This window comes from Paenochrobactrum sp. BZR 201-1 (assembly GCF_044987585.2).
Classification (GTDB): domain Bacteria; phylum Pseudomonadota; class Alphaproteobacteria; order Rhizobiales; family Rhizobiaceae; genus Paenochrobactrum; species Paenochrobactrum pullorum.
Genome location: NZ_JBJDRZ020000010.1, coordinates 33,029 through 56,067, shown reverse-complemented (window position 1 = coordinate 56,067; position 23,039 = coordinate 33,029). Strand labels below are relative to the sequence as shown.

General features: G+C 48.4%; 25 protein-coding genes. 12 read left to right on the top strand and 13 right to left on the bottom strand.

What is annotated here, in order from left to right; all coding sequences use genetic code 11:
- Nucleotides 1-242: 242 nt before the first annotated feature.
- From ACI0FR_RS08055 to ACI0FR_RS08030, 6 genes are all read right to left on the bottom strand, one after another.
- On the bottom strand, nucleotides 243-1,040 hold the full coding sequence (locus tag ACI0FR_RS08055; protein WP_404908723.1) for an ABC transporter ATP-binding protein: 798 nt from the start codon (nucleotides 1,038-1,040) through the stop codon (nucleotides 243-245).
- Nucleotides 1,037-2,101 (bottom strand): dihydrodipicolinate synthase family protein, encoded by a 1,065-nt coding sequence (locus tag ACI0FR_RS08050; protein ID WP_404908726.1) that lies wholly within the window; start codon nucleotides 2,099-2,101, stop codon nucleotides 1,037-1,039. The genes ACI0FR_RS08055 and ACI0FR_RS08050 overlap by 4 nt, the downstream gene beginning before the upstream one ends.
- Nucleotides 2,102-2,148: 47 nt before the next feature.
- Nucleotides 2,149-2,973: a GNAT family N-acetyltransferase gene (locus ACI0FR_RS08045; RefSeq protein WP_404908729.1), complete on the bottom strand. Its 825-nt coding sequence runs from the start codon at nucleotides 2,971-2,973 to the stop codon at nucleotides 2,149-2,151.
- The gene (locus ACI0FR_RS08040) at nucleotides 2,960-4,027 is read right to left on the bottom strand and encodes an NAD-dependent epimerase/dehydratase family protein (protein WP_404908732.1); all 1,068 of its coding nucleotides are present in this window, start codon (nucleotides 4,025-4,027) and stop codon (nucleotides 2,960-2,962) included. Before ACI0FR_RS08040 ends, ACI0FR_RS08045 begins: the two co-directional genes overlap by 14 nt.
- Nucleotides 4,024-4,836 carry an ABC transporter permease gene (locus tag ACI0FR_RS08035; protein WP_374831301.1) on the bottom strand — a complete coding sequence of 271 codons (813 nt, stop codon included), beginning with the start codon at nucleotides 4,834-4,836 and terminating at the stop codon, nucleotides 4,024-4,026. The genes ACI0FR_RS08040 and ACI0FR_RS08035 overlap by 4 nt, the downstream gene beginning before the upstream one ends.
- Nucleotides 4,837-4,928: 92 nt before the next feature.
- Nucleotides 4,929-5,573: a TetR/AcrR family transcriptional regulator gene (locus tag ACI0FR_RS08030; protein ID WP_404908736.1), complete on the bottom strand. Its 645-nt coding sequence runs from the start codon at nucleotides 5,571-5,573 to the stop codon at nucleotides 4,929-4,931.
- 184 nt (nucleotides 5,574-5,757) lie between these two features.
- On the opposite strand from ACI0FR_RS08030, the gene ACI0FR_RS08025 reads away from it, so the two are divergent.
- Nucleotides 5,758-6,753 (top strand): ABC transporter substrate-binding protein, encoded by a 996-nt coding sequence (locus ACI0FR_RS08025; protein WP_404908739.1) that lies wholly within the window; start codon nucleotides 5,758-5,760, stop codon nucleotides 6,751-6,753.
- 97 nt (nucleotides 6,754-6,850) lie between these two features.
- Here the strand turns inward: ACI0FR_RS08025 and ACI0FR_RS08020 are convergent, their stop codons facing one another.
- From ACI0FR_RS08020 to ACI0FR_RS08000, 5 genes are read right to left on the bottom strand one after another with little or no spacing between them, the layout of a single operon-like run.
- A complete protein-coding gene (locus tag ACI0FR_RS08020) occupies nucleotides 6,851-7,360 on the bottom strand; it encodes a GAF domain-containing protein (RefSeq protein ID WP_461667929.1) in 510 nt (169 codons plus the stop codon).
- Nucleotides 7,361-7,373: 13 nt separating this feature from the next.
- A complete protein-coding gene (locus ACI0FR_RS08015; RefSeq protein ID WP_404908745.1) occupies nucleotides 7,374-8,117 on the bottom strand; it encodes an ABC transporter ATP-binding protein in 744 nt (247 codons plus the stop codon).
- Nucleotides 8,114-8,974 carry an ABC transporter ATP-binding protein gene (locus ACI0FR_RS08010; protein WP_404908748.1) on the bottom strand — a complete coding sequence of 287 codons (861 nt, stop codon included), beginning with the start codon at nucleotides 8,972-8,974 and terminating at the stop codon, nucleotides 8,114-8,116. The genes ACI0FR_RS08015 and ACI0FR_RS08010 overlap by 4 nt, the downstream gene beginning before the upstream one ends.
- A complete protein-coding gene (locus tag ACI0FR_RS08005) occupies nucleotides 8,971-9,876 on the bottom strand; it encodes an ABC transporter permease (RefSeq protein ID WP_404908751.1) in 906 nt (301 codons plus the stop codon). Before ACI0FR_RS08005 ends, ACI0FR_RS08010 begins: the two co-directional genes overlap by 4 nt.
- Nucleotides 9,873-10,868: an ABC transporter permease gene (locus tag ACI0FR_RS08000; protein WP_404908866.1), complete on the bottom strand. Its 996-nt coding sequence runs from the start codon at nucleotides 10,866-10,868 to the stop codon at nucleotides 9,873-9,875. Before ACI0FR_RS08000 ends, ACI0FR_RS08005 begins: the two co-directional genes overlap by 4 nt.
- A 116-nt stretch (nucleotides 10,869-10,984) precedes the next feature.
- Between ACI0FR_RS08000 and ACI0FR_RS07995 the strand changes: the two genes are divergently transcribed.
- The 4 genes from ACI0FR_RS07995 (at nucleotide 10,985) to ACI0FR_RS07980 (ending at nucleotide 14,622) form a co-directional block, all read left to right on the top strand.
- Complete coding sequence (locus ACI0FR_RS07995) at nucleotides 10,985-11,137, top strand: hypothetical protein (protein WP_374831287.1); 153 nt, start codon at nucleotides 10,985-10,987, stop codon at nucleotides 11,135-11,137.
- Nucleotides 11,138-11,184: 47 nt separating this feature from the next.
- Entirely contained in the window at nucleotides 11,185-11,814 is a 630-nt protein-coding gene (locus tag ACI0FR_RS07990) for a helix-turn-helix domain-containing protein (RefSeq protein ID WP_404908754.1), read from the top strand.
- A gap of 59 nt (nucleotides 11,815-11,873) precedes the next feature.
- Nucleotides 11,874-13,460 (top strand): ABC transporter substrate-binding protein, encoded by a 1,587-nt coding sequence (locus ACI0FR_RS07985; protein ID WP_404908757.1) that lies wholly within the window; start codon nucleotides 11,874-11,876, stop codon nucleotides 13,458-13,460.
- Nucleotides 13,461-13,521: 61 nt separating this feature from the next.
- A complete protein-coding gene (locus ACI0FR_RS07980; protein WP_404908760.1) occupies nucleotides 13,522-14,622 on the top strand; it encodes a M24 family metallopeptidase in 1,101 nt (366 codons plus the stop codon).
- A 65-nt stretch (nucleotides 14,623-14,687) separates the two neighbouring features.
- Here ACI0FR_RS07980 and ACI0FR_RS07975 read toward each other — a convergent pair whose 3' ends face one another.
- Both ACI0FR_RS07975 and ACI0FR_RS07970 read right to left on the bottom strand, forming a co-directional pair.
- Entirely contained in the window at nucleotides 14,688-15,479 is a 792-nt protein-coding gene (locus ACI0FR_RS07975; protein WP_404908763.1) for an outer membrane protein, read from the bottom strand.
- 625 nt (nucleotides 15,480-16,104) lie between these two features.
- Nucleotides 16,105-16,869: an EAL domain-containing protein gene (locus tag ACI0FR_RS07970; protein WP_404908766.1), complete on the bottom strand. Its 765-nt coding sequence runs from the start codon at nucleotides 16,867-16,869 to the stop codon at nucleotides 16,105-16,107.
- A gap of 390 nt (nucleotides 16,870-17,259) precedes the next feature.
- On the opposite strand from ACI0FR_RS07970, the gene ACI0FR_RS07965 reads away from it, so the two are divergent.
- The 7 genes from ACI0FR_RS07965 (at nucleotide 17,260) to ACI0FR_RS07935 (ending at nucleotide 23,027) form a co-directional block, all read left to right on the top strand.
- The gene (locus ACI0FR_RS07965) at nucleotides 17,260-17,835 is read left to right on the top strand and encodes a recombinase family protein (RefSeq protein ID WP_374831273.1); all 576 of its coding nucleotides are present in this window, start codon (nucleotides 17,260-17,262) and stop codon (nucleotides 17,833-17,835) included.
- Nucleotides 17,836-18,095: 260 nt separating this feature from the next.
- The gene (locus ACI0FR_RS07960; RefSeq protein ID WP_404908769.1) at nucleotides 18,096-18,578 is read left to right on the top strand and encodes a peroxiredoxin family protein; all 483 of its coding nucleotides are present in this window, start codon (nucleotides 18,096-18,098) and stop codon (nucleotides 18,576-18,578) included.
- A 5-nt stretch (nucleotides 18,579-18,583) separates the two neighbouring features.
- Nucleotides 18,584-20,239 carry a cytochrome-c oxidase, cbb3-type subunit I gene (gene ccoN, locus ACI0FR_RS07955; RefSeq protein WP_404908772.1) on the top strand — a complete coding sequence of 552 codons (1,656 nt, stop codon included), beginning with the start codon at nucleotides 18,584-18,586 and terminating at the stop codon, nucleotides 20,237-20,239.
- A 2-nt stretch (nucleotides 20,240-20,241) separates the two neighbouring features.
- Nucleotides 20,242-20,988: a cytochrome-c oxidase, cbb3-type subunit II gene (ccoO, locus tag ACI0FR_RS07950; protein ID WP_404908775.1), complete on the top strand. Its 747-nt coding sequence runs from the start codon at nucleotides 20,242-20,244 to the stop codon at nucleotides 20,986-20,988.
- Nucleotides 20,978-21,148 (top strand): cbb3-type cytochrome c oxidase subunit 3, encoded by a 171-nt coding sequence (locus tag ACI0FR_RS07945; RefSeq protein ID WP_374831265.1) that lies wholly within the window; start codon nucleotides 20,978-20,980, stop codon nucleotides 21,146-21,148. Before ccoO ends, ACI0FR_RS07945 begins: the two co-directional genes overlap by 11 nt.
- A 13-nt stretch (nucleotides 21,149-21,161) precedes the next feature.
- On the top strand, nucleotides 21,162-22,040 hold the full coding sequence (gene ccoP / locus ACI0FR_RS07940; RefSeq protein ID WP_404908778.1) for a cytochrome-c oxidase, cbb3-type subunit III: 879 nt from the start codon (nucleotides 21,162-21,164) through the stop codon (nucleotides 22,038-22,040).
- Nucleotides 22,041-22,244: 204 nt separating this feature from the next.
- Nucleotides 22,245-23,027, top strand: coding sequence for a DUF2189 domain-containing protein (locus tag ACI0FR_RS07935; RefSeq protein ID WP_404908868.1), 783 nt, complete (start codon nucleotides 22,245-22,247; stop codon nucleotides 23,025-23,027).
- Nucleotides 23,028-23,039 lie beyond the last annotated feature (12 nt).

The window sequence follows — 23,039 nt, the reverse complement described above, 5'->3', positions numbered from 1 at the left end:
CACGAAGATTTGATTTGAATGGCAGTGATAAAACTTACAATTCATCTTAGTTTTAAAATAGTATAATACTATAGTATCAGTAATGTTTAATAAAATGAGAGTTTGACATTGCTGCCGTAGCTTGTGAATAAGCAAATTCCATAAAGCTTTAAAATATTTTGATAAAATTAATGAATAAGATTTTTGTGATTAATAGGAAGAGCTGATCTCATTTCAGGATCAGCCCTCAATTTACGATGTCATCAATGCATGCCGAGTTGTCTATAAACACGTTGCACATAATTTCCGAAAGGTTCGGTCAATTTGACTTCCAATGTGCGCGGGGATGGCAGATCAATCTTAAAGTAATCCGCCATACGGGCAGGGCCGGCAGTTAAAACCGCACAATGCGAGCCTAAGAAAATAGCCTCCTGAATACCATGCGTTACAAAGACAAAAGTTTTCTTGCTCTCTTGCCAGATGCGCAGCATTTCAAGGTTCATCTTTTCGCGGGTGATTGCGTCCAGTGCACCAAAAGGCTCATCCATTAAAACAAGCTTTGGATCATGGATAAGTGAACGGGCAATGGCGGCGCGCTGCTGCATCCCGCCCGACAATTCATAAGGATATTTATCCAGTGCATGGCTAAGGCCAACCATGTGTAAAAGGTCTTTGGCACGCTCTTTGGCAGCTTTTTTTGGCAAGCCTAAAATCTGTGCTGGCAAAATGACATTTTCAGAAATAGTGCGCCATTTCAGCAGCAAAGGCTGTTGAAAGACCATGCCGATATCTGTGCCGTCAAAATCGGTTTTGCTGCCGTCGCCGATGATAACGCTGCCGCCGCTGGCTTTATGAAGGCCTGCCAGAATTTTGAGCACCGTGGTTTTGCCGCAACCGGAAGGCCCGACCACCGACAACAGATCGCCTTCATTGATTTCAAGCGTTACATCCGAGACAGCAACGGATTCTTTATTGCCGGTATGATAGGTTTTGCGTACATTTTGCAGGCGGATCAAAGGCTGAGCGGGATTGATATTGTGTTGTATTGCCAGATTTGTCATGCGAGCCACCTTTCACGATTTTGCGCTACAAATTCATCATCATGCAAATCCGGATGCGCCTGATAAACGCGTGATATTTCTTCAGCCTGCCCTTGGGAAAGCCCTTCATTCTCATCAAGGCACCAGATGCCTTCAAGCAAACCTTGGCGGCGTAAAACCTCGTGGCATCCGGCTATGCAGCCATGAAAATTATTGGCGACATCAAAAAAGGCTGCATTACAATCGGTAACTTTTGCATCAAGTGCAAGCAGGGATTGCGAAACCGGTTTATTATCGGCAATTTCCTGATGAATGCGATCCAGCAATTCAACGGCGCGTTTTGTCCAGACCGACCAGTGACCGAGCAGACCGCCTTTGAAACGAAGCGTCACCGCTTCATCACCGCGCGCAAAGGTGAAAGGCAATGTGAGGTCGGCAACAATATGGTCATCATTGCCGGTATATAAAGTGATCTTGTTTTCGGCCTTGGCTTTGACAATACCGCGCAAAACATCCAGTGTGCGATAACGATGGAAGGGTGCTACTTTAATCGCAATCGCATTGTCGATTCGCGCAAATTCGCACCAGAAATCTTCGTCCAGAATAATGCCGCCAACGGAGGTTTGCATATAAAACCCAATGACAGGAATTTCTTCTGCAATGGTTTTGCAATGCTGGATCAGCTCTGCACTTGTTTGACCTTTTAATGCGCCCATACTGATGAGAACGGCGTGATAGCCAAGCTCTTTGGCGTTTTTTGCTTCATTGAGTGCTTGTGCGGTTTGGCCGGCAACGCCTGCAATCATAGCAAGCGGACGATCTGTCCATGCGCGACTGTCTTCAATGGCAGCTTTGAGCACCGGCTCGTATAAACCGTTGTCGCGAATGGCAAATTGGGTGGTATGTACGCCTACCGCCAGACCACCGACACCGGCATCAACATAATAGCGTGTCAAAGCGCGCTGACGTTTGCGGTCAAAATTGCGTTTCTCATCCAATGCCAGCGGATGCGCCGGAATAACCGCGCCACGGCGAATGATATCGAGAACATTTTCAGGCAGTTGTGTGTAATGTAATCCCATTTTCCTGAACTCCTTGCGCCCCTTTAATCTGGTTATAATCGGACGCTCTATCCAAATTCCGGCCCTGCAATGGCTAGTGTCTGGTATTGTGTTTGTTGAAATTGATGCAAGCCTTTTTGCATCCGCAAAAATGGCCTCTGTTTGGTAAATCCGAGCTGCACCAGACGTTGGGCAAGATTTGCAAAATCATCCAGCAGATCAATGAAGACAGCGCCTGGTAATTGTTCGATCAGGATTTCGATGCTCTGCAAGGCTTTGGCTTCATTGCAACCAATAACCGGCCCTATCTGCCACGCTAGGCGACCATCTCTGACAAAACATACTGTTGATGCATCCGAAGATATTGCCACCGGATAGCGCTTGTTGAAATTGTCCAGCAGGAAATGTCTGTTCGCGCCAAAAGCACTGTTCGCTTTGTCAATAGCCGCATCGGCATAGCCTTTTGCTGGTGTTGCGAACGCCAGAGTTTTGCCAGAACCCTGCCAGCGTGTGATTTTGCAACAAGGCACAAATCCGAGTGCGCGGTAGATCGGTTCACCTGCCGGTGTCGCATCCAAAAAGGCTGTGCGGTTTTGAGCTTCTATCCATTGCAAACAATGTTTGAGCAAACTTGTGCCAAAACCTTGTCCGCGCCATTCAGCTTTCGTGAGAACCATGCTAATCCATGCAATATCATCGCCATAAGGCATGATCGCTGCACTGGCTGCCAGTTGTTCCGGCGTTGCAAATACGCCAAAAACCAATCCGTGCCTGAAAAACAGTTCCCAATCTTGTTCGGTTTGGTTCCAGCCTGCTTGACTGGAAAGCAAACAGGCTTGAGCCATGTCTTTTTCAGACAGTTGAACAATATTGAAAGCCTCAGTAGGTGCCATCGCGTGCCTCAAAATGCGTCGGCTTGTTATGCGAGGGCATCTGCGCCATCACCCAATCGGATGTCCACTGCATCATTTGGCCGAGCGAAATGATGGGATAGCCAAACAGACGATTGGAAAGTGTCGCATTGGAGAGCCACACTTTATCGGCTTCTTCACCCGTGATAATGGCTTCTTTGCCCATCATGCGGGCAAATTCATTGGCAAGCCAGCGCACAGAAATTGTTTCAGGGCCGGTCACATTAATCGGGGATGTCGGCACGGTTGCCTGTAACAGGCAGCGCAATGCAATAGCGTTGGCATCGCCCTGCCAGATCACATTGGCATGTCCCATGGTGACATCGACCGGCAGGCCATCGCGGACTTTAACTGCGACGTCATGCAGAACACCATAACGCAGATCAATTGCATAGTTGAGGCGATAGAGAATGCCGGGTGTTTGATGGGTTTGCGAAAAATGTTCCAGCAAACGCTCACGACCGATGCAGGATTGTGCATATTCGCCCGGAGGGTTTAGCGGTGAATTTTCATTGCTGCCCATGCTGTCGGTGGCCACAAATTCATAAACACAACCGGTCGAAAAGGCGACAATGCGCGACTGGTGGAAGATTTCCGCGACCAAAGCCGGCATCAGCGTGTTGGTTGCCCAAGTGGCAGCCTGCTCACCGCTGGAACCAAACTTGCGACCTGCCATAAAGATGATGTTTTTAATCTTCGGCAGTTTAGCCAAAGCTTCGCGATCCAGCATATCGCAGGCAATGGTTTCAATGCCGTGCATTTCCAATTGTTCACGCGCAGCAGGGTCACTATAGCGTGCAACTGCCACAATGCGTTTTTCAGGTGCTGCATTTTTGGCAAGACGCGCAAGTGATGGCCCCATTTTACCGGATGCACCGAGGATCATGATATCGCCGTCCAGTTTACGCATATCATCAATCAAAGCTTGGGACGGCAGCGACAAGAAAGCTTCAAGTTCGTCTGTGGAGGTAAAACCAGCAGGATGATTGCTGAGATCCAGCACTTTGATGCCGTTTTGTGATGAAGTCTGTGTCATGATTTTCTCGCATCTTGTGGAACGATCATATGCTCAAGAAGCAGCACTGCGAGATAAAGCAGCATGCCGATAAGCGTGATAAGGGTGACGGCCATGAACATTGCCGGCGTATCAAGGGAGGCTTGTACCTGTATCATCAGATAGGCCAGACCGCGGTCGGAAGCGATGAATTCACCCACCACAGCGCCCGCAACAGCAAGAATGGTTGCAACTTTCATGCCGGAGAAAATGAAAGGCATGGCACCCGGCAATTGAATGTAGATAAATTGCTGCCATTTGGTGCCGCGCAATGAATTGACCAGATCAAGCAGATCGGGTTCGATCTCGCGCAAACCCCTGATTGTGGTCAGCAAAATCGGAAAATAGCAAAGCGAGAATGTGATCAGAATATTGGTGCTGATACCATAGCTGAACCAGACAATCACCAAAGGCCCAAGTGCCACTTTCGGGATCATGTTGAGCGTAATCAGCAATGGAAAAGCAAGTGTTGTCAGCCATTTTGACCATGAAAACAGCAAGGCTGTTACAATGCCTAAAACAATAGCCAGCAGATAGCCGCCCAGAATTTCGCTTGCCGTAACCCAGCTATTGTTGAACCAGTCATATTTTGCAGATGTAATGGTTGCGATCACGTCGCTTGGGGCGGGCAGAATATAGCGCGCAACCTCAAACCAACGAACGCCAAACTCCCATAACAATAGCGCCGCCACATGAACTGCAATCGCAATCGCGCGATTTTTATTCACCTCTCGGCGCTTTAAACGGAGCAATTCTTTTTGCTCACTGCCGGAATCGATCGCTTCGGCCATTTATCACTCCCCTGAACTCCTGATTTGAAGTAAACCGCGCTTTCAGGAAAATGTCAACCAACCAGTTGGTTGATTATTTGTGAGGTTTACTTTTACGGCCGCAGCGCATTCAGGATCAGGTCAATAACATGCTGACGTCTGGCATCAATGCTTTCTTTCGAGGTCATATCGCGTTTGAAAATAATCGAGAGCGTTTTGTGATTGGAGAAGTAAAAAAACGAGAGACCAGCAATCGAAAGATAGAGATTAACCGGCTCGAATTTCTGATTGAACAATCCGGCCTCAATGCCTCTGGCCAATGTTTGGTCAATCATTTTCACAAGCGGCGAGTGCATTTCAGCAATATTGTCAGAGGTTTTGAGATGGGATGCGCCCATGCGGTTTTCATCATTGAGAAGCGCAATGAATTCCGGATGCTCGGCCAGATAGTCAAAAGAAAAGCCCACCAGACGTGCCATTGCTTCTTCGGGTGGTAAATCTTCCAGATGAAGCTGCATCTCGCTTTCACGAATTTCGCGATAAACCTCTTCCAACGTCAGTTTATAGAGATCAGCCTTGCTGCCGAAATAGTGATAAACAAGCTGCTTGTTGCAACCTGCCATTTGGGCAATACGATCAACACGGCCACCCTCAAAGCCATATTGGGTAAATTCTGTCATGGCTGCCTGAAGCAATGCTTTTGATGTCGCAACAGGATCACGCTTCTGTACGGTTTCTTGTTTTTTTGGCGCTGTCAAAAATATATCCTTTAATCAACCAACCAGTTGTTTGGTTATTGCGTTCTTTTAACATCTGTGCAAATATTTTACCAGATATGAACGCGGCGTCACGATAGATCAAGCATGCTTTTCATTTCTGACAAGGCTTCAAAATAAGTGATGACTTGAACAAATATAACGGAACATGTTGGGAGGCATATCCATGAAAACGTTCAATAAATTGATTGCAGGATTTTTGGCCTCATGTGTCATGGTGCCAGCCGTTGCTTCAGCTGAAAACATCAATATTGTTTTAAACTGGGTGCCGACCGCAGATCATATGCCCTATTTTTATGCCAAACAGGCGGGTTTATATGAAAAAGAAGGACTGACCGTCAATATCGAGAGCGGTCGCGGTTCTGGTGCGGCTGCACAAAAAGTCGGTGCCGGTTTCTCACAATTCGGCATTGCCGATATGCCGACAGTGCTGCTGGCCAAAGGGCAGGGGGCAGATAGTGTGGCCTTGATGACGGTTTACACCAACTCGCCGCAAGGTTTTTATTGGCTGAAAAGCAAAGGCATCAAAGGGCCTGAAGATTTTCCTGGCCATTCAATTGGTAATCCGCCAGCGGATGCTTCTCGTGTGATGTGGCCGATGTTTGCAGAAGCGGTAAAAATTGATCCGGCTTCGGTGAAATTCGTCAATATTTCTCCGCAGGCAAAAGTTGCGTCACTCAAAAGCGGTGCCATTGATATCACCAGTGATTTTTATAACGAACACGACATGAAAGTGCGTGAATTTGGTGATGATCTGGGCTTTTTGGCCTGGCGTGATATCGGTATCAACCCTTATGGCAATTCCATTATTGTCAATGCGGATTATCTGAACAAAAACCCTGAAACTGTCCGTAAGTTCATGCAAGTGACCCAAAAAGCTTTTGAAACTTGCGTGAAGGATAAAGACCCTTGCATTGAGGCTTTGCTTAGTCAGGTTTCCGGCTTGGATAAGAGCAATCAGGAAGATCAATGGAACCGCATTCAGGAGCTGATGCGTGATAAAACCACGACGGAAGTTGGTCTTGGCGTTTTTGATGACGAGCGGATGAAAAGCGACTATGAAATGGTCGAGAAATATTTCGATCTGGAAAAGCCGTTTGATATCAAAACGGCTTACAGCAATGATTATCTCGATATGTCGATCAAAATGCCGAAAGAATAAATGCGCAAACGACGCAGGCTCTTTTTATAAAATATAAGATAATTTACTTATATGCCTCGAAATGAATTCAGCATTCCGAGGCATATTTTATTCCAAATTATGCCTGCTGGTTTTTGATATAGCGGCTGGCAAGCCATGCCGCTTTAGCCGGAATAGACAATACAGTATTGGCCAGTTTCACACGTTCTTCCGTGTGGTGGTTTTCACCGTTCAGAATGTTGACGGTACCAACAAGTGTGTCATTTAACACAATCGGCAGATTGATGACCGACGCACAGCCGAGCTTGCCGATCAGCACTGCATCAGGAAAAACCTCGTCGATATCGACGAGGTTGTTGGCGACAAATGTACGACGCTCTTTATGCACGACATCAAACCAAGCATTATAGGTAATCGGTTTGCTGCCGGAGACCGGATACTCTTCCGGATGCGAGGTGAAAATACGCCCCGAACGCTCGATTTTCATATCGGCTTCCATCAGCGTAAACAGTTTTGCACCAATGACTGCATCGGTCAAACGCCAAAGTGCCTCAAATGGCTGTTCCGGCTGGGTGGCTTTTGCCAATGCTTTATCAAATGCAGTCAATTCTGCTTGAAAACGGGTCATGTCTTTCTCTTCCCTATTGGTTGCCGCCACTGGTGACATATAATTCTTGCGCGTAGTCATTGTTGAAACGTCCTTGTTTCAGCTGGGTGACATCGGCAATTTCCAGCACACGACCGTGGCGCATGATGGCCATCCGGTCGCACAAAAATGAAACAACCGGCAAATTGTGGGTGACCATCAAATATGTGAGGTTGCGCTCTTTGCGTAAGCGTTTCAAAAGGTTCAAAATTTCTGCCTGAACGGAAACATCCAAGGCAGAAGTTGGCTCATCCAACAGCAGCACTTTAGGCTCCAGCATCAAAGCACGGGCAATCGCAACACGCTGACGCTGACCACCGGATAATTGGTGCGGATAACGGAAGCGGAAGCGTTGATCGAGCCCCACTGCATCAAGCATGTCTTTAACCTTTTGGTCGCGCCCGCTTAAACCATGAATGGACATGCCTTCGGCCAAGCAATCATCAATGGTTTTGCGCGGGTGCAGCGATGCATAAGGGTCTTGAAACACCATTTGGCATTGCAGTGCTGCCTGCTTGTCGGCGCCATGGAGGCGTGATTTGCCCAGAATGGAGATTTCACCGCTCCAATCAGGCGCCAGACCCATGATGGCTTTCAAAATGGTCGATTTGCCGGAGCCACTTTCACCCACAAGGGCAAAGCTTTCGCCATGAGCCACCGATACATTTACATCATGCACAACCTGCGTTCTGCCGTAAGAAATACACAGGTCTTTCAGTTCAATGGCCGCACCACTCATGTACGTGCTCCTGCGCTCCAGAGGCTGCGGTCAAGCACGGGTAGCTCGTCGCGATCCTCATCAATTTTCGGCATGGCGGCAAGAAGACCCTGCGTATATGGATGTTTGGCCTGATGCAGATCTTTCGCCAGACATTCCTCAACAATTTCACCGCTATTCATCACGATAATACGGTCGCAATAACGCGCAACCAGATTAAGATCATGGCTGATAAGCAAAAGCCCCATGCCATTGTCTGAAACGAGTGCATCCATAATATCAAGCACTTGCGCCTGCACGGAAACGTCGAGTGCTGAGGTCGGCTCATCCGCAATCAACAAATCCGGCTTCGGGATCAGCATCATCGCAATCATCACGCGTTGCCCCATGCCACCGGATACTTCATGCGGATAAAGCTTGGCGACATGCGCCGGATTGTTGATCCGCACAGCTTCCAGCATCGCAATGACGCGGGCATTTAACTCTTTGCGCGAGATTTTCTCATGCGTTTGCAAAGCTTCCGCAATCTGGTCACCAATGGTCATCACCGGATTGAGCGAAAATTTCGGATCCTGCATCACCATCGAAATACGGCTGCCGCGTAAGGCACGCATTTGCCGCTCGGAGGTGTTCAGCAAGTCAATGCCGTCAAAGTTCATCTTGTCGGCAGTAATCTTGCCCGGGCTTCGAATGAGTTTGAGAATGGCACGACCGGTCATGGATTTGCCGGAGCCACTTTCGCCCACAATGCCGAGCTTTTCACGACCAAGGTGAAAGGAAATGCCTTTGACAACATTGACCGGATCGCGTGCGGTCGGGAATGTCACGGTGAGGTTTTTGATGTCCAATAAAGGTTGGCTTGTTTCAGCAGCACTCATTGTTTGCCTCCCTGTTTTGGATCAAGCACATCGCGCAAGCCATCACCCAGCAAACAAAAGCCAAGGCTGACAAGAATAATCGCAAAGCCCGGCATGGTTGCCACCCACCATTGGTCGAGAATGAAATTACGACCGCTGGCAATCATCGCGCCCCATTCAGGCAGTGGTGGTTGCGCGCCAAGGCCAAGAAAACCAAGACCGGCAGCAGTCAAAATAATGCCTGCCATATCGAGCGTCACACGTACGATTGTGGATGAGGCACAAAGCGGCAGCACATGGCGCAAGATAATGCGGGTGTGACCTGCACCTTGAATGCGAACGGCGGCGATAAATTCCGCATCTCTGAACGTGATGGTTTCAGCGCGCGCAATACGGGCATAAACCGGCCATGCGGTGAGCGCGATAGCGATAATGGCATTTTCAATGCCGGGCCCGAGAGCTGCCACAAAGGCAAGCGCCATGATAAGCTTCGGCATGGAAAGAAAAATATCGGTGATCGCCATCATGGCGCGATCAACCCATCCGCCGAAATAGCCGGCAACCGCACCGATAATCAAGCCAAGGGGTGCTGCAATGATGCCAACCATAGTGACAATCAACAAAGTGATGCGTGCACCATAAACCACGCGTGACCAGATATCACGGCCAAGCTCGTCTGTGCCCATCCAATGTTCACTGCTTGGAGCCATCAAGCGGGCGGTGAGGTTTTGGCTGATAGGTGAATAAGGGGCAATCATCGGTGCAAAAGCTGCAATCAGCAGCAATGCCAAAATGATAATCAGGCCGATAACGGTCAGCGGATTACGCAAAAGAGCGGTGAAAACGCGCCAGAAACGGCCGATCCGTGCCTGAAAACGCGAAGAAGGCGAGTCGTCTAAAAGCCAGTTGTGCAATGTGCTCATCGGCGCGCCCTCGGATCCAGAAACTGATAGAGAAGATCAGACAATTTGTTGATCAGAATGAAGACGGTACCGATCACCAATGTGGCACCCAAAACGGCATTCATGTCTGCATTGAACAAGGCAGTCGTCAGATAATTACCGATGCCCGGCCATGAAAAGACGGTTTCAATCATAACCGAGCCTTCAAGCAATGCCGCATAAGACAAGCCGATGACGGTAACGAGCTGAATGCGGATCGGATAAAACGCATGGCGCCAGATCACCCGCCATTCCGCCACACCTTTCACGCGCGCTGTGGTGACAAATTCTTGCCCCAACTGCTCCAGCATGAAGGAGCGCGTCATACGTGAAATATAGGCAAGGCTGAAAAAGCCCAAGATGAATGATGGTAAAATCAGATGCGCAAAAGCATTGGCAAAAATTTCCCAATCCCGCGCGATGATGGCATCAATCAGATAAAGACCGGTGATTTGATCGATCATACCGTCATAAAAAACATCGAGACGACCAGGACCCGCAACCCAGCCAAGATGGGCATAGAAAAATGCCAGGCCGACAAGGCCGAGCCAGAAGGCCGGAACAGCATAGCCGAGCAGACCGAAAACGCGGATCAGCTGATCCAGCCAGCCGCTTTGATGGGTGGCTGCATAAACGCCCATCGGTACGCCAAACACCACACCAATGATTATGCCGATGGTGGCCATTTCTAAAGTGGCGGGGAAAACGCGTGCCAAATCCTGTGCAACTGAACGTCCGGTGGAAATGGAATTGCCGAGATTACCGCTGAAAACATCGCCGACATAAGAGAAAAACTGCATGATCAGCGGGCGGTCGAGACCCATGGCTTGGCGTGCAGCTTCATACACTTCTTTGCTGGCGCGGTCACCGACAACTGAGAGCACCGGATCAATCGGCACAATACGGCCGATGAAGAAAGTGATCGCCAGAAGGCCGATAAAGGTACCCAGAATGACGATTAAAAAATAGCTCATATCTTTGAAAGTCTGGCCAAGCCTGCCTGTGACTTTTTCCAGAGAATTCAGACTATTTGAGGCTGAGGGATCAGCAGACATTGCTAATCCTCCCGCCAGAATCAGCCGCATGCGGCATGAAGAAAAAGATCATTGAGCCTCCCACAGGCATGTCATTTGATTTTGCTCAAACAATTGATTTCCGGCGCGTTTCCTATGGTTTTTCAATGAAAAAACCGGATAAAAGCGCTTTACTTCACTATGCTCTTTGCAAAATTTCACTTGGATAATAACGAAAAATCTGATTAAATCAAAAAAATTTTTATGAGGGAAAAATTTGAGTAAAAAACTTGGCCGCCCATCATCAGAGCTTGAAACGCAGATCGGACACCTGATCCGTATGCGCAGAAAGCAGCTTGGCATGACATTGCAGCAATTGGGCGATGGCGCCAATTTGTCGGTTGGTTATCTCAGTCAGGTCGAGCGGGATTTCGCAACGCCCACCTTGGCAGCGCTTGCCGGTATTGCCCGCGCGCTGGAAGTGAACCTGGATTATTTTATCTCTGAGCCGACATTGGAGCAGGGCTTTACCCAAGCGGCCACCCGCCCGCGCTTTTCGATTGCCGGTTCGCCTTTGCTTTATGAAAAGCTTGGCAGTCAATTACCGGGCAACCAGCTTTCTTCATTCATTTTGAATGCACCGGCCGGTTATGAGGCCGAGGCTGTCAGCCATGAAGGCGACGAGCTGATTTACATTCTGGAAGGCTCAATCATTCTGTGTCTCGACGGGCAGGAATTTACCATGGTTGAAGGTGACAGCCTGCATTATCGCGGTATCACGCCTCATTCATGGGGCAATCGCAGCGATAAACCAGCCCGCCTATTATGGGTTGGCTCACTGGCCGTTTTCAATAATTCCGGTTTGAACAATGTGGTGGTGCCGGAGGTGCCGACCAAAATTTTGTGATGCATATCAACAACTGACACGCTGACAACAGCACTTAAACTGAAGTGGAGGAAATTTTTATGAAATTTTATAAAGCAGCCTTGATGGCGGCCGCTTTGACACTGCCGTTCATGCAGCCTGCATGGGCGGCAACGCCGGATCATTCCTTGGTGGTGGCACAAAATATCAATGATATTGTAGCACTCGATCCGGCACAGGCTTACGAGTTTTCATCAGGTGAACTGGTCAGCAATCTTTATGACCGTCTGGTGCAATATGATGCAGAAGATACAAGCGTTTTGGCAGCAGGTCTGGCATCCGAATGGGTTGCCGATGAAGCGGCAAAAACCATCCGCTTCACCATGCGCGAAAATGCCAAGTTCAACTCCGGCAATCCGGTGCGTGCGGAAGATGTGGTCTTTTCGCTTGCCCGCGTCATCAAGCTGAATCTGACACCGGCTTTCATCCTCACCCAGCTTGGCTGGACACCTGAAAATGTCGATGAGATGATTACAGTCGATAACGGTCAGGTTGTGCTCAAATATGATGGCGATTTCTCATCCGCTTTTGTGCTGAACGTACTGGCTGCCCGTCCGGCTTCCATTGTTGATGAAAAAACAGTGATGGCCAATGAAAAAGACGGCGATATGGGCAATGGTTGGTTGAACACCAACAGTGCAGGTTCAGGCCCTTTCACACTTGCTGCTTATAAGCCGGGTGAAATGGTACGCTTGAACGCCAATCCTGATTATTTCAAAGGCGCACCTGCGATGCGTGCCATTGTCATTCGTCATGTGGCGGAATCTGCGACGCAGCAATTGTTGCTGACATCAGGTGATGTTGATATGGCGCGCAATATGACCGCCGACCAGATTGCCGGTATCAAAAGCGATGATATCAAAGTAGAAAGCTTCCCGCAGGCAGCCGTTCACTTCCTCGCTTTCAACCAAAAATCAGAAGCTTTGCAGCCGAAAGCTGTTTGGGAAGCCGCTCGTTATCTGGTTGATTATGAAGGCATGTCCAATACCTTCCTTAAAGGTCAGATGGTGCCGCATCAGGCATTCTGGCCAAAGGGTTTCCCTGGTTCATATGACGAAACGCCATATAGCTACAACCCTGAAAAAGCCAAACAGATCCTGAAAGATGCCGGCATTAAAACACCGATCAATGTGAAGCTTGATGTGATCAATTCGGCACCTTTTGCCGATATGGCTCAATCCTTGCAGGCAAGCTTTGCTGAAGGCGGCATCAATTTCGACATTCTGCCGGGCACCGGTTCTCAGGTCATTACCAAATATCGTGAACGCAGCCATGATGGCGTGTTGCTCTATTGGGGGCCGGACTTCATGGATCCGCATTCCAATGCCAAAGCATTTGCTTATAACCGTGATAATTCCGACGAGAATTATCAGGCAACCACAGCATGGCGCAATGCTTGGGCGGTTCCAAACGACATCAATGACATGACCGACAAAGCCTTATCCGAGCCAGATGCAGAAAAGCGTAAAGAGCTTTATACTGAACTGCAAAAACGCGTTCAGGCAGAGTCGCCGATTGTCGTTATGTTTCAGGCTGCCTATCAGGTTCCGATGAACAACAAAGTAAACGGCTATGTGAATGGCGCGATTGCTGATTTTGTTTATTATCGTCTTGTGACCAAAAACTAAAAATCAAAGGTTTCGAGGGCTGTATTGCAGCCCTCGAACTTTTGAGATCAGGAATTTGAACATGTCTTTTTCAAACGAAAAGCGTATTGCGGCATTGCGTGAGCAAATGCTTGCAACCGGCACCGATCTGGTGGTGATCGGGCCTTCGACGCATATGATTTATATGAGCGGCGTTGATCCGCATGGCGATGAACGCGCTGTAATGCTGCTCGTTTCGCAAAAACATGCGGGCTTTTTGATGCCTGTTTTGAATGCGGATAGCGCACGCAATAAAACCGATCTGCCATTTGTCACTTGGGCGGATGCCGATGGACCGATTGCCGCTTTTAACGAACTGGTTAGCGCTTGCGAACTGCCAGCCAATCCGGTGATAGCATTGGATGAAACCATGCGTGCGGATTTCGCCTTGCTGGTTTTGGACAATGTTCCGCACACAGCGCGCAAATTTACCAATGACACCGTTGGCCATCTGCGTGCGCATAAAGACGAGCATGAATATGCTCTGCTCAAAGCCAGCGCCTTGTTGAATGATGCTGCCATGCAGGCAGGCTATGATGCATTGAAACTCGGCATTACAGAGCTGGAAGTAGCAACTGTTATTCGTGATCATTTCAAGGCTAATAGCGCACGGCCTATTTTCGTCAGCGTTTGCTTTGGTGAAAATGGTGCTTATCCACACCATCATACCGGCGCAACCAAGTTACAAAGCGGCGATGCTGTGATGATCGATATTGGTGCGCGATTGAACGGCTATCCGTCCGACATGACCCGCAGCGGTTTCTTTGGTGAACCAACAGAGAAATTCACGCAAGTGTTTGATATTGTGAATGAAGCAGTAGCAAAAGCAATCGCCGCCGCCAAGCCGGGTGTCAAAGCTTGTGAAGTGGATCGTGCAGCGCGTGATCACATTACACAGGCAGGTTTTGGCGACTATTTCCTGCACCGTACCGGCCATGGTTTGGGGTTGGATGTGCATGAAACGCCTTACATCACCGGCACGTCCGATGTGATTTTGGAAGAAGGCATGGTGTTCTCGATCGAGCCAGGTATTTATCTGGCGAAAGAGTTTGGCGTACGTCAGGAAGAGATCGTGATCATGCGCTCGACAGGCGCTGAAGTCCTCTCCGACATGCCGCGTGATATGATTGTCAAACAAGCTTGATAATTGATTGATGAAAAAAGCCGCCCGACTGGAGCAGGGCGGCTTCTATTACTGCTGGTTTGAAATTAGAATTTATAATTCAGCCCAACACGTACAGTATGGAAACTGACATCATTTTTCAGTTTGAAATGCGTGCCCCAATCATCCGAGAAATTGGCTAAAGTGGTCTTGCCAAGATCGGTGTAGAGATATTCGCTTTTCAGTGTCCAATTGTTGGTGAAGGCATATTCTGCACCGGCACCAACTGTCCAACCTGCTTTGGTTTTGGATTTTGAAAGGCTTTCTGATTCATAGCCATTCGAAGCATCAGCATAGGATTTGACCTTGCCGTAAGCCAGACCACCTGTTGCATAAACCATGAAACGCTCAACAGGTGTGTAGCCGAGACGGGCGCGTACTGTACCAAACCAGTTGACTTTGGTGCCGGCTTTTACCTGCATATCATCTTGATGAAGTTTGATTTCACCCTTCATGTTTGAGCCTTGGAAGTCGGCTTCAATACCGACAATAAAATTATTGTCGAATTGCCAGTTGTAACCTGCTTGCACGCCACCAGCAAAACCACTTGCCGTAATGTCCGCAGAACCAGAGTTTACAATACTACCGCCCGCTGCTCTGAGCGCCATGACTTGAGATTCTGGTGCATTCACTTGTGGTACTGATGTTGATGTGAATGGGTGTTTGAATTTATCGCCGGCATATCCGGCATTTAAACCAATATATCCCCCAGTCCACGAAAATGTATCAACAACAGCTACGGGTACAGGTTCTGTATAAACAACCGCATCGGCAGCATAAACAGCTGGAATAGCTACGGCTGAAAATACAGTGGATAATAGGGTAGATTTAAATTTCATAATGACCTCCAAATGAAACAAAGTTTGCAATATTATTCGTTTTATTAAATAAATATTGCTTTGGGACGAGTTGAATTGCTTAAATTTTCTACTGTTAGATTTAAGCAATTCTGAACATATTCAGTAAGTTTAAACGCTTATCAGCCGCCGGAATTAAGTCGTGCTGGTGGCAGTGATCTTGAATATGATGTGAAAGATAACTGAGATGACGCGCGGGATGATGCCAGTGACATCCATAACAACGCTGGCGCCACATAGCTTGCGGTGATCAATGAACTATGCAGACGTTCTGACGAAAAAGAATGCCTGTGAGATTGATCTTTGTCCACACATTGGCATGGTACAGTCTTGCCCTGACAAAACACGTCTCTGGTGCCATCTGGACAGCCGCAATCCGGCCAGCGGGCACAACTGAAGAGTCGTTTTGCATCAAGGCATTGCGGACATATCGGTAATTCTACATTTTCACTGTAACAGTTTTTATTTGCTGCTTCATCAAATTGTAAATGGTCCTTACCAGCAGGTAAGCGGGTTTTTATTTGAACCAGAAAGTCATGCCAGACAGCAGACAGAATTTTTTTGACAAAAGACCTTTTATGCTTTTTCCGATGGAATTTGACATGTTTCAGATGTTCCTCATTGCCGGCAATGAGACAGGCTTGGACAGGTGCCAGCCTTGGACATGAGTAAAACCAATTTTCTCGGCGCGTATCAGGTCAGATTCAGTTTCAATACCTTCGGCAACCACTATGGGTGCGAAAGACGTCGCAAATTGTACAAAATGGTGGATGCTGTTCAGCCAGCTATCATCTTGACGTGTGGCCCAAATGAAACCGGCATCGATTTTGATAATATCCGGGTTAAGTGAATAGAGCTGGATAGGGGGTAGATAACCGGCACCAAAATCATCAATTGCGATGCGGCAACCTAAGCTTTGTGCCTCCTCTAACCGATCTGCCAGAGTACTCAAAATCCCAAGTGGGCGGGTTTCGATAATCTCAAGAACCAAGCGTTGCGTTAGATGCTTACGATCTTGGATTTGATCAAGAATAAGAGGCCATTCTTTTTCGCCGGAAACAGTATCTGCACTGATGTTACAACCCAAAACGGCTGTTTGATCTGCTTCGAGCCGATTGAGCACCTCTCCGATCATGTGGAGATCAAGCAAAGAAGTTTTCTGCAAAACTTCCAAGGCAGGGACAAATTCGCTGGCGTTATATAGCTCGCCATTTGGTGCAGCCATGCGGACAAGACACTCGTGATAAAGAATATCATGGCGATTTTGCGCACAATGGATGCCTTGAATATGGAATGACATGCGAGCTGAATCGATGGCAGAAGCCACTTCCAGCACATATTGATGGTCAAAAGTATCAAATTCATCGAACATTCAGACCCCCAAAGACAAAAATGCCGGGGGCGTGAGGATGCTTATGAAGTTAGTAATTATTTTTAGAACTAATTGATCTAAAAGGATTATTTTAGTTTTATGAAATTCTTTTTTACCCACAAGAGCTGTGGTCAAAAACCATCCTTTTTGTCATTCCTAAGATAATTCAAAAATGCGTCGAATATATGCCGGATTCACGGCATTTTCGCAAGTTGATCAGGGGGATACAGTCGTGCGGCGTAAAGGATCATTTATGTCAACACTATTTTGCTACCAATGGTTGCCTTCCTTGGCTTTGCGTTCATTAGTAGCAATCTTGTGCACGTTGATGTTTTCACCGGATTGTGCAGAACACGAATAAAGTCGAGGTCAATACAGAAAAACATGGGAATGAGAATAGGTTACGCACGGGTTTCAACCGGCGAACAACGCGTGGATATGCAAATTGAGGCGCTTAAAAAAGCCAATTGTGATCACATTTTTACCGATGAGGGCATTTCTGGAGCCACCTTCTCGCGTGAAGGATTAGATAAGGTTGTTGCATATTTGCAACGTGGGGATGTTCTGGTTGTCTGGCGTTTGGATAGAATCGGCAGAACACTGATCGGATTGGTTGAGTTTCTGGCAGAACTTGGATTACGTGGCGTTGAACTTTGCTCATTGAATGAGAATATTGATACAAGTTCTTCCAGTGGGCGCTTAGTTTTTCATATGATGGCAGCCTTGGCTGAGTTTGAGCGCTCGCTTATCAGTGAACGCACCCGCGCAGGCCTCGAGACAGCGCGCAATAAAGGTATACAGCTTGGCCGTCCGCCGCGTATATCGGCCCTTCAGGCACAGGAAATTCACCATGCAGTTCACACAAAACAGGAAAAAATCCAAACCTTAGCTTCAAAATATAATGTGTCTTACCGGACTATCATGCGCATCATTGCAAAAGAAAATGAAGCGGTTGTTTCCGATTGAATCATAGCTTTAGCAGCTTTGTGAAGTTTTCGAAAAAGGCAGTATTATGGCTTGTCATGCTCTTTGTTTTTGTGGCAAGCTTTAACTTAAGTTATTAATTTAATGAACTTATTTATACATTAGGCTGGCCTATACGGCTTTCCTTAACTGGAACTCTTTTGTGTTACCCCATTCAGCTAGGCTTTGTGCGGCGCGGTGGATTTGTCTGATCACAGACACCACCTGCCAGTTTGGTTGTGATGCACAAGGAAGTGATAGCCATGAAGGGTCAGTCCGCTCCGGAACTCATTGTTGCACAATGGTTCAACACCGCAACGCCGTTGAGTTTGAAATCATTGCGCGGAAAAGTGGTGGTGCTCCATGCTTTTCAAATGCTTTGTCCCGGATGTGTTCAGCATGGTCTGCCGCAGGCGCAAAAGATCAGCCAGTTATTTGCAAAACAGGATGTTGAAGTAATCGGTGTCCATACGGTTTTTGAACATCATGCTGCCATGAGCCCTGTATCTCTTGAAGCGTTCATTCATGAATATGGTTTGCGTTTTCCCATTGCCGTCGATCGCCCATGCGCTGATAGCGCCATTCCGCAGACGATGGCAGCTTATAAATTACGTGGCACACCCAGTTTGGTACTGATCGATCGTCAAGGCATCATTCGCTACCACGCGATTGGTGCTGTTGATGACATGCAGATTGGTGCAGAAATCGCTCTGTTGCTTGCTGAAGCTGACGGCTTGCAGGAGTAGCACTTATGATAGCGAATATTACTGTGTTCCAGCGCAAATGGGCGGTGGCTATACTGCTTATTTTTGCTTTGGCCGGCCTTGCACTTGCTGTCGCCGGAAGACATGACCCGCTGGCCGTGCATGGTTTTATCATTCTGGCCTTTTGTGTCGGGTTGATTTTTAAAGTTTTATCGGGCCTTTACGAGCCGGAGCCATCACCGGAAAGTTTCACGCAATATTATGACGATCCGACACGTGCGGGGATTGTGATTTCTGTTGCCTGGGCGCTGCTTGGTATGTTTGTCGGCGTTTGGGTGGCTGCCCTTCTGGCATGGCCGGAGCTCACCTTTGTCGACGAAGCATGGGCAAGTTTTGGCCGTCTGCGGCCGATACATACAACAGGGGTGATTTTTGGCTTTGGCGGCAATGGTCTGATTGCAACATCTTTTCATGTCTTGCAAAGAACCACCCGTGCACGTCTGCCGGATCAGATCAGCCCTTGGTTCGTGCTGCTTGGCTATAACCTGTTTTGTATTCTTGCAGTGACCGGTTATTCGCTCGGTATTACTCAATCCAAAGAATATGCCGAGCCTGAATGGTATGCGGATATTCTGCTGGTGATCGTCTGGGTTGTGTATTTCAGCATTTACTTAAGAACGTTGCGCCGCCGGCAGGAGCCGCATATTTATGTCGCCAACTGGTATTATATGGCGTTCATTCTGGCGGTCGCCTTGCTGCATATTGTCAATAATCTTGCTGTGCCTATTTCATGGGGGCAAGCCAAGAGTTATTCGCTGTTTTCCGGTGTTCAGGATGCGATGACGCAGTGGTGGTACGGGCACAATGCGGTGGCCTTCTTCCTCACGGCCGGTTTTTTGGGCATGATGTATTATTATTTGCCAAAGCGGGCAGAGCGACCGGTTTATTCCTATCGGCTGTCGATTATCGGTTTCTGGGGCATCACCTTTCTTTATATGTGGGCCGGTTCGCATCACCTCCACTACACGGCCTTGCCGCATTGGGTGCAAACACTCGGCATGACATTTTCCATCGTATTGCTGGTTCCCTCATGGGCATCTGCGGGCAATGCGCTGGCGACACTAAACGGCGCATGGGGCAAGGTTCGGGATGACGCAACATTGCGCTTCATGATGGTGTCGGCGGTCTTCTACGGACTGACCACATTTGAAGGTTCGTTCATGGCAATCCGTCCCGTCAATTCACTGTCGCATTATACTGATTGGACGGTTGGGCATGTGCATGTGGGAGCGCTTGGCTGGGTTGCAATGATTACATTCGGCTCATTCTATGCGCTTGTGCCTTGGATGTGGAAAGTCAAAACCATGTATTCGCCAAAGCTTGTCGAAGTACATTTCTGGCTCGCGCTCACAGGCACATTTATCTACATTTTTGCAATGTGGAATTCGGGCATCATTCAAGGCCTGATGTGGCGCACCTATAATGAAAGCGGCACGCTCAGCTATTCCTTTATCCAAAGTATGGAGGCGATGCATCCTTACTATATCGCGCGGGCGGTAGGTGGTTTGTTCTTCCTAAGCGGAGCTGTGGTTTGTGCCTATAACATCTGGATGACTATCCGCATGGCGCGCCAAATCGCGGCTGACACCACTTTGTCTGCTGATGTACCGGCCAATGCTGTTTGGGCGCAGGCGGGAGAGTAATAATGTCTAAACTTCACGGGAAGCTGGAAAGAAGTGCCATCGGCTTTGTGGTGGCTATCATAGTGGTGGCATCGATCGGCGGCTTTGTCGAAATTGCTCCGCTCTTTACCATCAATGAAACGGTTGAAGACGCGCCGGACATGCGTGTCTATACGCCGCTGGAACTGGCAGGACGCAATATTTACATTCGTGAAGGCTGCTATGCCTGCCATTCGCAGATGATACGCACTTTGCGTGATGAAGTGGAGCGCTATGGCCCTTATTCATTGGCGGTGGAATCTTCTTATGATCATCCCATGCTTTGGGGTTCCAAACGCACCGGCCCTGATCTGGCGCGGCTGGGAGACAAATACAGTGATGCATGGCACGTGGCACATTTGATCAATCCGCGCGATGTGGTGCCGCAATCAGTCATGCCGCGTTATGGGTGGCTGATGAAAAATACGCTGCGGATTGATGACATGTCCAATCATTTGGCTGCGCAACGTGCAGTGGGTGTGCCTTACACCGACGAGATGATCATCAATGCTGAAGCGGATACTTATGGGCAGGCACATCCTGACAGCTCACGCGCTGAAGGGGTGGTTGAGCGTTACGGTGAAAACACCAATATCCGCGTTTTTGACGGCGATGCAGAGCGCTTGACCGAGATGGATGCGCTTGTCGCCTATTTACAAATTTTGGGCAAGTTGACGGATGCAGCCTATCTGGAAACAGCAGAACGAACGGAGTTAGGCGATGGAAATTAATCATGAATTTTTAGTCGCCCTTTCCAAGAGCTGGGGGCTGTTTTATCTGATTGCAATGGCCATAGGTGTGCTGATTTACGCCTTGCGACCCGCCAATCAAAAGCAGTTCAAGCGGGCAAAATACGCCATTCTAGATCAAGACGATCGTCCAAAGGCTTAGTCGGGGCATTGTTATGGCTATTAAAAAACTTGATCCGGTGACCGGCCAGCAAACAACCGGCCATGAGTGGAATGGTATTGAAGAGCTGGATAATCCGGTTCCGCGCGTTGTAAAATTCTTTCTTATTGTGACGACGCTTTTCGGCATTGTTTATTGGGTGCTGATGCCTGCATGGCCATTGGGCGTGACCTATACCAAAGGACTGCTCGGCATTGATCAGCGAGATACAGTCGCAAAGAAAGTTCAGGCGGCAGCTGTTTCACGCGCTGTATGGATGGATCAGATTGCAGAAAAAGAAATTGGCGATATCTCGGGCGATCCTGAATTGATGGCACATGTGAAAGCTACTGGAAGCACGCTTTTTGCGGATAACTGTTCGGTCTGCCACGGTACTGGCGGAACCGGGGGCGCCGGCTTTCCTGCCCTTACAACTTCCAGCTGGTTGTGGGGCGGGGAGCCGGATGAAATTGCTGAAACAATCCGTGTCGGCATCAATTCAGCCCACCCAGACACACGGATGTCGCAAATGATGGGTTTTGGACAAGAAGAGGTTTTGCTGCGCAGTGAAATTCTGGAAGTCGTTGCCTATGTGCGTTCGCTATCCGGCCTTGAAATGAATGCGCAAGAGGCTGCAAAAATCAATGCGGGGCAGAAAATCTTCGCTGATAATTGCAGTGCCTGTCACGGTGATGAGGGGCAAGGCAGCACAGATGTCGGTGCACCGGATTTAAGCGATAAACACTGGATTTACGGGGGCGATCTTCAGTCGGTTTATACATCTGTGTATTATGGTCGCCAAGGGCAGATGCCCTCATGGGAAGGCCGTTTCAGTCCTGCCGAAATCAAGCTTTTGACGGCCTATGTGTTGTCGCTGGGTTCGCAAACACCATGACAACGACAATTGTGAAAACACGCAATCATTGGCGCATAACCGCAATTTTAATCGCGCTTTTTGTGGTGGTTTTATTTGTGGTTGCCAATGCTCATTTGATCTTTGTTGCGATTCAATCGCAACCGGATTGTGTACCTCATGCCAAGTCAGGCAGCGACGGCGCGCATCGTGCCGCGCGCTCTTCTTGTTAAAGGCGGAACCATCATGATGATTGAACAAGCGCAAATGACAGAGCCACCATTGGTGGGGCGTAATAACCGGCATTTACCCCTAACGGCGGCCTTTGACTGGTTGGTCGCGGGCTGGCGGAACTTATGGCGAAAACCGCTGGGCAGTTTGACCTACGGCATGTTGATGTTTGCGGTTTCTCTGGGCGTTGTCTGGGGGCTGTTGCGGTTTCATCTTGATTATATTTTGTTTCCGGCCATTGCGGGTTTTATGGTGACCGGGCCATTATTTGCATTGGGGCTTTATCAAAAAAGCCGTGATCTGGAAGAGGGGCAACCGGTCAGTTTTATGCGCATGATCATGGTGCGCGCCGCTTCCGGTTCACAGCTATGGTTCACAGGTGTAATCTTGTGTGGCCTGATGCTTTTATGGATGCGTTCTGCGGTTATTATTTATGCGCTTTTTTTTGGGCTCAATCCTTTTCCGGGGGTCGAAGGTGTTGTGATCATGCTTTTCACAACATTGGAGGGCTGGGCTTTGTTGGTTACCGGTATTTGTGTTGGCGGGCTGTTTGCCTCTTTTGGTTTTGCCATCAGTATGTTTGCGGTTCCGATGTTGCTGGCAGAAGAAACAGATTGTTTTACTGCCATGGGCACCAGCATGTCGCTTGTGTGGAATAACCTGCCGGTCATGTTGGTTTGGGGCGCGATTGTCGTCGGGCTTTTTATACTATGTTTTGCCACAGGCTTTCTCGGCATGATTGTCATCTTTCCGCTATTGGGGCATGCCAGCTGGCATTGCTATAAGGCCATCAGATGACATGTTGTTCGG

Coding starts and splice junctions, on each gene's coding strand:
- ACI0FR_RS08055 (WP_404908723.1), bottom strand. CDS start 1,040: ATGACAAATCTGGCAATACAACACAATATCAATCCCGCTCAGCCTTTG.
- ACI0FR_RS08050 (WP_404908726.1), bottom strand. CDS start 2,101: ATGGGATTACATTACACACAACTGCCTGAAAATGTTCTCGATATCATT.
- ACI0FR_RS08045 (WP_404908729.1), bottom strand. CDS start 2,973: ATGGCACCTACTGAGGCTTTCAATATTGTTCAACTGTCTGAAAAAGAC.
- ACI0FR_RS08040 (WP_404908732.1), bottom strand. CDS start 4,027: ATGACACAGACTTCATCACAAAACGGCATCAAAGTGCTGGATCTCAGC.
- ACI0FR_RS08035 (WP_374831301.1), bottom strand. CDS start 4,836: ATGGCCGAAGCGATCGATTCCGGCAGTGAGCAAAAAGAATTGCTCCGT.
- ACI0FR_RS08025 (WP_404908739.1), top strand. CDS start 5,758: ATGAAAACGTTCAATAAATTGATTGCAGGATTTTTGGCCTCATGTGTC.
- ACI0FR_RS08020 (WP_461667929.1), bottom strand. CDS start 7,360: ATGACCCGTTTTCAAGCAGAATTGACTGCATTTGATAAAGCATTGGCA.
- ACI0FR_RS08015 (WP_404908745.1), bottom strand. CDS start 8,117: ATGAGTGGTGCGGCCATTGAACTGAAAGACCTGTGTATTTCTTACGGC.
- ACI0FR_RS08010 (WP_404908748.1), bottom strand. CDS start 8,974: ATGAGTGCTGCTGAAACAAGCCAACCTTTATTGGACATCAAAAACCTC.
- ACI0FR_RS08005 (WP_404908751.1), bottom strand. CDS start 9,876: ATGAGCACATTGCACAACTGGCTTTTAGACGACTCGCCTTCTTCGCGT.
- ACI0FR_RS08000 (WP_404908866.1), bottom strand. CDS start 10,868: ATGAGCTATTTTTTAATCGTCATTCTGGGTACCTTTATCGGCCTTCTG.
- ACI0FR_RS07995 (WP_374831287.1), top strand. CDS start 10,985: ATGAAGAAAAAGATCATTGAGCCTCCCACAGGCATGTCATTTGATTTT.
- ACI0FR_RS07985 (WP_404908757.1), top strand. CDS start 11,874: ATGAAATTTTATAAAGCAGCCTTGATGGCGGCCGCTTTGACACTGCCG.
- ACI0FR_RS07980 (WP_404908760.1), top strand. CDS start 13,522: ATGTCTTTTTCAAACGAAAAGCGTATTGCGGCATTGCGTGAGCAAATG.
- ACI0FR_RS07975 (WP_404908763.1), bottom strand. CDS start 15,479: ATGAAATTTAAATCTACCCTATTATCCACTGTATTTTCAGCCGTAGCT.
- ACI0FR_RS07970 (WP_404908766.1), bottom strand. CDS start 16,869: ATGTTCGATGAATTTGATACTTTTGACCATCAATATGTGCTGGAAGTG.
- ACI0FR_RS07965 (WP_374831273.1), top strand. CDS start 17,260: ATGAGAATAGGTTACGCACGGGTTTCAACCGGCGAACAACGCGTGGAT.
- ACI0FR_RS07960 (WP_404908769.1), top strand. CDS start 18,096: ATGAAGGGTCAGTCCGCTCCGGAACTCATTGTTGCACAATGGTTCAAC.
- ccoN (WP_404908772.1), top strand. CDS start 18,584: ATGATAGCGAATATTACTGTGTTCCAGCGCAAATGGGCGGTGGCTATA.
- ccoO (WP_404908775.1), top strand. CDS start 20,242: ATGTCTAAACTTCACGGGAAGCTGGAAAGAAGTGCCATCGGCTTTGTG.
- ACI0FR_RS07945 (WP_374831265.1), top strand. CDS start 20,978: ATGGAAATTAATCATGAATTTTTAGTCGCCCTTTCCAAGAGCTGGGGG.
- ccoP (WP_404908778.1), top strand. CDS start 21,162: ATGGCTATTAAAAAACTTGATCCGGTGACCGGCCAGCAAACAACCGGC.
- ACI0FR_RS07935 (WP_404908868.1), top strand. CDS start 22,245: ATGATGATTGAACAAGCGCAAATGACAGAGCCACCATTGGTGGGGCGT.